This is a genomic window from Parendozoicomonas sp. Alg238-R29 (assembly GCF_947331445.1).
In the GTDB taxonomy this organism is placed as follows: domain Bacteria; phylum Pseudomonadota; class Gammaproteobacteria; order Pseudomonadales; family Endozoicomonadaceae; genus Sansalvadorimonas.
On the sequence record NZ_CAMZOG010000187.1, the window covers coordinates 1 to 2,073 of the forward strand.

General features: G+C 47.1%; 1 protein-coding gene and 1 pseudogene. Both read left to right on the top strand.

The features are described 5' to 3' along the window. Positions 1-364 precede the first annotated feature (364 nt). Positions 365-1,486: an alanine dehydrogenase gene (ald, locus tag QMA35_RS21430; protein ID WP_281649172.1), complete on the top strand. Its 1,122-nt coding sequence runs from the start codon at positions 365-367 to the stop codon at positions 1,484-1,486. 381 nt (positions 1,487-1,867) lie between these two features. Continuing rightward, positions 1,868-2,073 (top strand): annotated as a pseudogene (locus QMA35_RS21435) (hypothetical protein); the annotation flags it as partial.

The following is a 2,073-nucleotide window of genomic DNA, read 5'->3' on the forward strand; positions in this document are numbered from 1 at the left end:
AGGACTCCATTCTTTCAGGTTGAGGACTCCATTCTTTCAGGTTGAGGACTCCATTCTTTCAGGTTGAGGACTCTGTGACACAATAAAGACAACTATAGAAAAAGACGGCCGGCGGATGACTGGATAGTTGGCTTTTATAACAGGGAAGATAGGAACCTGATTGCTCATATAATAAAACAAATTTGAGAAAACCATAAAAGAAACAATGTATTAGAACGATTAGTTTTTTTTCCTGCAAATGCTCTTACGGAAAACCTGTAATGGAATTATGTTCTGTTTTATTCGGAATAACAGAGTCATTCACTGGTTTTTTTGTCTTAAGCTAGGGGTATATACCTAAAAGATAAAAGATAGAGGGATTATTATGCTCATCGGTGTTCCAAAGGAAATCAAGAACCACGAGTACCGTGTAGGCCTGACTCCTATGGCTGCCCATGAAGTGGTCGCCCACGGGCACAGTGTAGTCGTTGAAACTAATGCTGGTACATCAATTGGCTTTACTGATGATGATTATGTAGCTGCTGGTGCTCAAGTCCTGCCAACAGCGGAAGACGTTTTTGAAAAAGCAGAAATGATTGTAAAGGTGAAGGAGCCTCAGGAAGTTGAGCGTAAGCGCCTTCGTCCGGCACAGACTTTATTCACTTACCTGCATTTGGCTCCAGACGTTCCACAAACCAACGACCTGATTGAATCTGGTGCAACCTGCATTGCTTATGAAACTGTAACCGATAATGCAGGTCGCCTGCCTCTGCTGGCTCCCATGTCTGAAGTCGCTGGTCGTATGTCTATTCAGGCTGGTGCTCATTCTCTGGAAAAATACCTGGGTGGCCGTGGTGTCCTGTTGGGTGGTGTTCCTGGTGTTGAGCCTGCCAAGGTTGTAATTATTGGTGGGGGTGTGGTTGGTGCTAACGCTGCGGCCATGGCTGTTGGTCTGGGTGCCGATGTGGTGGTTCTTGATCGCAGTGTAGATGTATTGCGTAAGCTGGATGCTCAGTTTGGTAACAGTATCAAAACTGTATTCTCCACTAAGTACGCTATCGAGCAGCACTGTACAGAAGCCGACCTGGTTGTTGGTGGTGTGCTGATCCCTGGTGCTGCAGCGCCTAAGCTGATTACCCGTGAGTTGATTGCTAAGATGAAGGCAGGTTCTGCCATTGTTGACGTAGCTATTGACCAAGGTGGTTGTGCGGAAACTTCCAGGGCAACTACTCACGCTGATCCTATTTACATCGTTGATGATGTTGTTCACTACTGTGTAGCCAACATGCCTGGTGCTGTTGCCCGTACTTCTACCATGGCCCTGAATAACGCAACGCTGCCATTTGTTCTGGAACTGGCGGATAAAGGCCCACGCAAGGCACTGGAAGAGAATGAGCACTTGCTGAATGGCCTGAACGTTTGCAAGGGTGTTATCACTTGTCAGTCTGTTGCTGAAGCGCAGAACCTGCAGTACCGCTCTGCACGTGAGATGCTGCAGGAAATCTGATCAAAGATTTTGGCAGGATATTAAAAGCCTTGGCTGGCAACCTTCAGTCGGGGCTTTTTTCTTCTGCTTGCAGGGCCGTGTAACAATGACTCTAAGTCCTGTGCTGGCGTTACCAGCTATTACTTTTCCACCATGTAAAGGCCGACACACACTACCTGATGTGCCAGCTCGGTAGAATGGTTCAAATAAATGAGGTAGAGCCTATTGTGAAACACCGCCCCTTTCATCATTGATTTTTATAACGACCTCATCGCAATAGGTGTTCATTCGAACAGTCTCATTCCTCTCTGATGGGGTGTGTAGGCTCTGTTCACAATACATGTTGGTGCATGAACTATACTTCTGAGCACCGGCTTCTGTCGTGTAATTGGAACCATCGTCATGCAGCAAACACAATTCCAAGAGTTCCTGAAATCTCTCAGTACATTGTCCCCTGAACAGCTGACATGTTTGCACACAACCCTACCGCCATGCCCGAAAACGCCAGAGGTTACGGGCAATAGTCGTCTTCTTGAGCGTCTCAAATATTACTTTGATCAGCACCCGCGGTGCCCTCGCTGTACCTGTGAATCCATGACGCGCTGGGG

Coding starts and splice junctions, on each gene's coding strand:
- ald (WP_281649172.1), top strand. CDS start 365: ATGCTCATCGGTGTTCCAAAGGAAATCAAGAACCACGAGTACCGTGTA.